Origin of the sequence: Novosphingobium resinovorum, from assembly GCF_036352595.1 — a bacterium.
Classification (GTDB): domain Bacteria; phylum Pseudomonadota; class Alphaproteobacteria; order Sphingomonadales; family Sphingomonadaceae; genus Novosphingobium; species Novosphingobium resinovorum_B.
In genome coordinates this window covers 1-4,055 of record NZ_JAZFAX010000086.1, presented here as the reverse complement: position 1 = coordinate 4,055, position 4,055 = coordinate 1, and the positions used below count along the sequence as shown (strand labels likewise).

Here is a 4,055-nt window from a genome sequence, read left to right as displayed (position 1 = left end):
CCGGACTCCTGCTCCTTGATCATCCCGATGATCTGCGCCTCGGTAAAACGGCTCTTCCTCATGCGTCTGCTCCTTCTCGTGGGCAGACTCTACATCAGAATGAGGGACCTTTCGGGGGGCAGGTCACGACCAGGTCACTTATCTGGCGTCCAACGGGCGCGAACCGTCGGGCCTGCAGGCCCTGTTCGTTCGCGCCGACGGTTTTGTCGCTTGGGCAAGCGATCGACCTTCGGATGGCGCTGACGTCGCCCGGTCATTATCGCAATGGCTTGGCATCGCAGACCGCGTCGATGGGCCACAGCCACGATGAGGCGGTGGCCCATCAGTTTCGGTGGGAGCCTGCCGGTCCAGCTAGCCCCCCACCAAATTCATCAGGCCGGAATCGCGGCGTAATCCATCGCCTCCAGATCGGTAAGCATGTCGGGACCGACAGGATGCCAATCCAGCAGTTCACGCGTCTTCCTGCTCGACGCCGGCATGTCGAGGCCAGCGAACATGGCAAACCATCCGAAGTGCTCCGGCGCATCCTCCGGAGCCAGTGATATGACCGGCAGGCCGGTGCCGACACCCACGACTTGCGCGATCGCACGAGCGGATATGCCTTCCTCAGCCACCGCATGGTACCGCGCGCCGGCCTGTGCCCGTTCGATCGCAAGCGCATAGAGTTTGGCCACGTCGAGGACATGCGCGGCAGGCCAGCGATTGCCGCCATCGCCGACATAGGCCACACTCCCCTTCTCCCGCGCCATCTGGATATAGGGCGTGATGAGGCCCTGCTTCACCGTGTCATGCACCTGCGGCAGGCGCATCACCGAAACATTCACGCCCTCCTCCAGCAGTGCCTGTCCAGCCATTTCCGAAGCGATGCGCGGGTTGGGGTGATGGAGGTTCAGCACATCTTCCACGGCAGGCGTGCCATCGCCCGGATCCCCGATGCCCGTGCCTGAGGTGATGAGAAGTGGACGCTCGCTTCCTTTCAGCACGGCCCCCAGCGCCGCGATCACACGCCGATCCTTCTCGCAATTTGCGACGAAGTTGGAGAAATCGTGATCGAACGCGGTATGGATCACGGCATCGGCATTGGCCGCCCCGGCGCGGATGCTGTCCAGATCCTCCAGCGTACCCCGATGCGCCTTCGCGCCCGCCGCAACGAGGGAGGCTGCGCCGGCCTCGGATCGGGTCAGGCCGAGCACGTCATGGCCTGCGGCCAGCAGTTCGGGCACAATGCGCGACCCGATGAAGCCTGTCGCACCCGTGAGAAAAATACGCATCATCGATACTCCGATAGTGTTCGGACAACCTATCCGCCGGCATATCTTCCTGTTAAAGTAGTGATCTTATCATGGTATAAATCCCAACAGTCTGGACTTCTGGTGGAAATCGACAACGCCCTCGGCCAGTTCCTGCGCGATCGCCGCATGCGGCTTGACCCGGCGACGTTCGGCTTCTCGACCGCTCGCCGCCGGACGCCGGGCCTTCGCCGCGAAGAAGTGGCGCAGCGCGCCAATATCAGCGCGACCTGGTACACCTGGCTGGAACAGGGCCGTGGTGGCGCGCCTTCCGCGGATGTGATCGAGCGCATCGCGGCCGGAATGATGCTGACCGAGCCGGAGCGCGAACATCTCCATATCCTTGCATTCGGCCATCCGCCGGAAGTGCGTTATAGCGAGCCGGCAGGCATATCGCCCCGGTTGCAGCGCGTGCTTGACGCCATTGCGACCAGTCCCGCGATCATCCGGACGGCGACCTGGGATGTCGTGGCATGGAACAGGGCTGCTGCGGTGGTCCTGACCGATTATTCGCGCCTTTCACGCCAGGACCGCAACATCCTGCGTCTGATGTTCTCCGATTCCCGGGTGAAGGCGGCGCAGGAGGATTGGTACAGCGTGGCGCGCTTCGTGGTCGGAGCGTTCCGCGCGGATGCCGCAAGAGCGGGCGCTGGCGCGGAAATCCGCCAGCTTGTCGATGAGCTATCCGCCATGAGCCCCGAATTCGCAGCCCTGTGGCGGGATAATGAGGTGGTCGGGCATGGCGAAGGCGTGAAGCGCTTGCACCATCCTGAAATTGGACCAGTCGAGTTGGAATTCTCCACCTTCTCCGTCGAGGGGCGGCAGGATCTGGTTATGATGATCTACAATCCGGCGACCCCCGAAACGGCCGGCCGCCTGAAGGCTTTTCTTGAAGCTGGCCGTGTTCCAGAGGGAGCAGGGTTTTAAGCTCGACGCTGAGGTCGACCCTGGTTGGTCACTCAATCGCCGATTTCCATTCCCCAGGTGTAGCCCGTCTGCTTTGTCGGTCACGAAGTAGGAATGGTACGATGTTGGCCGACTAAGTTTATATCTGCGGTGTGGGAATCGACGATTTGCGTCCGCTTAGTCGCCGTTGGCATCGACCATAAATACAATAGGTTTGCCTCGCGATGTCGGATCCCATCCTGCCGACAATGCTGCTCGCACGCCGCGTGAAGCAATCGTGTCGTTGATATGTAATCGCCCTTTCGGCAATCCTTTCAACAGGCGCTTTGGCGCTGGAAATTCCAGCACTGCTTCACGTGGCATGTCGTGCTGACGCAGGGACACCGTCATGCCCTTCCAGCCATCCGAAGAGGATAATTGAGGGTCGGTGAGGAGTTCCCAGTCGTATTTGAACCCATCGATTTCGACGGTGCCGCCACGGCCATGTTTATGAAGCATGACATGCCTCTAGCATACCGGCAGCTACACTCCACCCTTCACTCATGCTCATCGCCTGATACGCGTCCACTTCCTTGAGGCATGCGGTGAACGAAGGCTGATTGCCTGTGCAGGCGGCGTCCTTCAGAGCCCGGCCCTTCCCCCCTTCGAAAGAAGGGAAGGATAGGGGCATTTCAGCCGCCCAACCAAGCGCATATAATCTCGCCCTTGTGTCCTTCGGGGGCTAACGCCGCGCGCAAAGCTTCCAGCAGTGGAGCCAGTGTTTGCGTGAACGCGTAGGGCGGATTGACGATGAAGAGGCCCGCGCCGTTATAGATGCCGGGCTGCTCGCTATCGTAGAGCCAATGCTCCACCACCAGCAATTTAGGGATGCCGAGCTTGCGCAACTGCGCCTTCCATCGCTGGTGCGTGGCGCCGTCTTTCAGCGGATACCAGATCATCGTCACGCCATGCGCCCATTTTCGATGAGCGGCGGAAAGGGTGGTGGTGATGCGTGCGCGTTCGTCTGTCTGCTCATAGGGCGGATCGACCACCACCACGCCGCGCGCAGTACGAGGCGGCACCATAGCCAGCCACAGTTCATAGGCGTCGCGTTGATGCACGGCTGCGCCGGTGCCTCTCATCACGCCGCGCAGGGTGTCAGCGTCTTCCGGGTGTTTTTCGTTGAGGATCAGGAAATCCTGCTGGCGCAAAAGCTGCGTCAGAAACTGCGGCGAGCCGGGGTAAAGCTGAGGTTCGCCATCCACATTCACCGCCTGCACGGCGGCACGGTAGTCGTCCAGCAAGGGGGCCGGGTCGGCAAAGGCCTGCAGAACACCCTGCGTGGCCTCGCCGGTGCGTCGAGCTTCGTCACCGCCAAGATCGTACAGCCCGCAGCCGGCATGGGTGTCGATCAGAGTCAGCGCGCCCGGCTTCTGCTGCAAGGCCCGCACCAAGGCGATGAGGAGGCTGTGTTTGACGACATCGGCGCTATTGCCGGCATGGAAGGAATGGCGATAATTCATTGCGGCTCAAAAATTCTGACGATCGGCCTTTAAACGAACTGCTGAACCTTCTGCAAAGCGAAATTATGAGCGTGTCTTTCTTGTTAGGCTCAGGATCTGTAATTGCAGAGCTTGGCGGTGCCGATCCCTTGAGGGTTTCATGGATCTGTCCCACTGGCCGGGCCGGAGTCTGGTCGTGCTGTATCGGGTCTCACAGAGGCGAACGTTGCATTGACTCGATGCGAGCTTTGCAGCCCATCTGACTACCTTCGCAGATCGTTCGTCTCTGCGTTTCCTCGCGGGACACCGCCTTGGGATCAGCTTTGACGCTTCACCGCTGGCAAACAGGTCTACTCTACCTCCGTAAGCCAGACCGCCT

The 4,055-nt window shown here is 60.9% G+C and carries 5 protein-coding genes; 2 read left to right on the top strand and 3 right to left on the bottom strand.

All coding sequences use genetic code 11. The features are described from left to right. Positions 1-142: 142 nt before the first annotated feature. Positions 143-310 carry a hypothetical protein gene (locus V2S85_RS26815; protein WP_330705832.1) on the top strand — a complete coding sequence of 56 codons (168 nt, stop codon included), beginning with the start codon at positions 143-145 and terminating at the stop codon, positions 308-310. Positions 311-371: 61 nt separating this feature from the next. On the opposite strand, the gene V2S85_RS26810 is transcribed toward V2S85_RS26815, so the two are convergent. Next, on the bottom strand, positions 372-1,271 hold the full coding sequence (locus V2S85_RS26810) for an SDR family oxidoreductase (RefSeq protein WP_330705831.1): 900 nt from the start codon (positions 1,269-1,271) through the stop codon (positions 372-374). A gap of 102 nt (positions 1,272-1,373) precedes the next feature. Between V2S85_RS26810 and V2S85_RS26805 the strand changes: the two genes are divergently transcribed. Then, complete coding sequence (locus V2S85_RS26805; protein ID WP_330705830.1) at positions 1,374-2,216, top strand: helix-turn-helix transcriptional regulator; 843 nt, start codon at positions 1,374-1,376, stop codon at positions 2,214-2,216. Between the two features lie 156 nt (positions 2,217-2,372). On the opposite strand, the gene V2S85_RS26800 is transcribed toward V2S85_RS26805, so the two are convergent. Together V2S85_RS26800 and V2S85_RS26795 are read right to left on the bottom strand one after the other, a co-directional pair. Continuing rightward, positions 2,373-2,693: a hypothetical protein gene (locus V2S85_RS26800; RefSeq protein WP_271181396.1), complete on the bottom strand. Its 321-nt coding sequence runs from the start codon at positions 2,691-2,693 to the stop codon at positions 2,373-2,375. Positions 2,694-2,866: 173 nt separating this feature from the next. Beyond that, on the bottom strand, positions 2,867-3,697 hold the full coding sequence (locus V2S85_RS26795) for a 23S rRNA (adenine(2030)-N(6))-methyltransferase RlmJ (protein ID WP_330705829.1): 831 nt from the start codon (positions 3,695-3,697) through the stop codon (positions 2,867-2,869). Between the last annotated feature and the right edge of the window lie 358 nt (positions 3,698-4,055).

Coding starts and splice junctions, on each gene's coding strand:
- V2S85_RS26810 (WP_330705831.1), bottom strand. CDS start 1,271: ATGCGTATTTTTCTCACGGGTGCGACAGGCTTCATCGGGTCGCGCATT.
- V2S85_RS26800 (WP_271181396.1), bottom strand. CDS start 2,693: ATGCTTCATAAACATGGCCGTGGCGGCACCGTCGAAATCGATGGGTTC.
- V2S85_RS26795 (WP_330705829.1), bottom strand. CDS start 3,697: ATGAATTATCGCCATTCCTTCCATGCCGGCAATAGCGCCGATGTCGTC.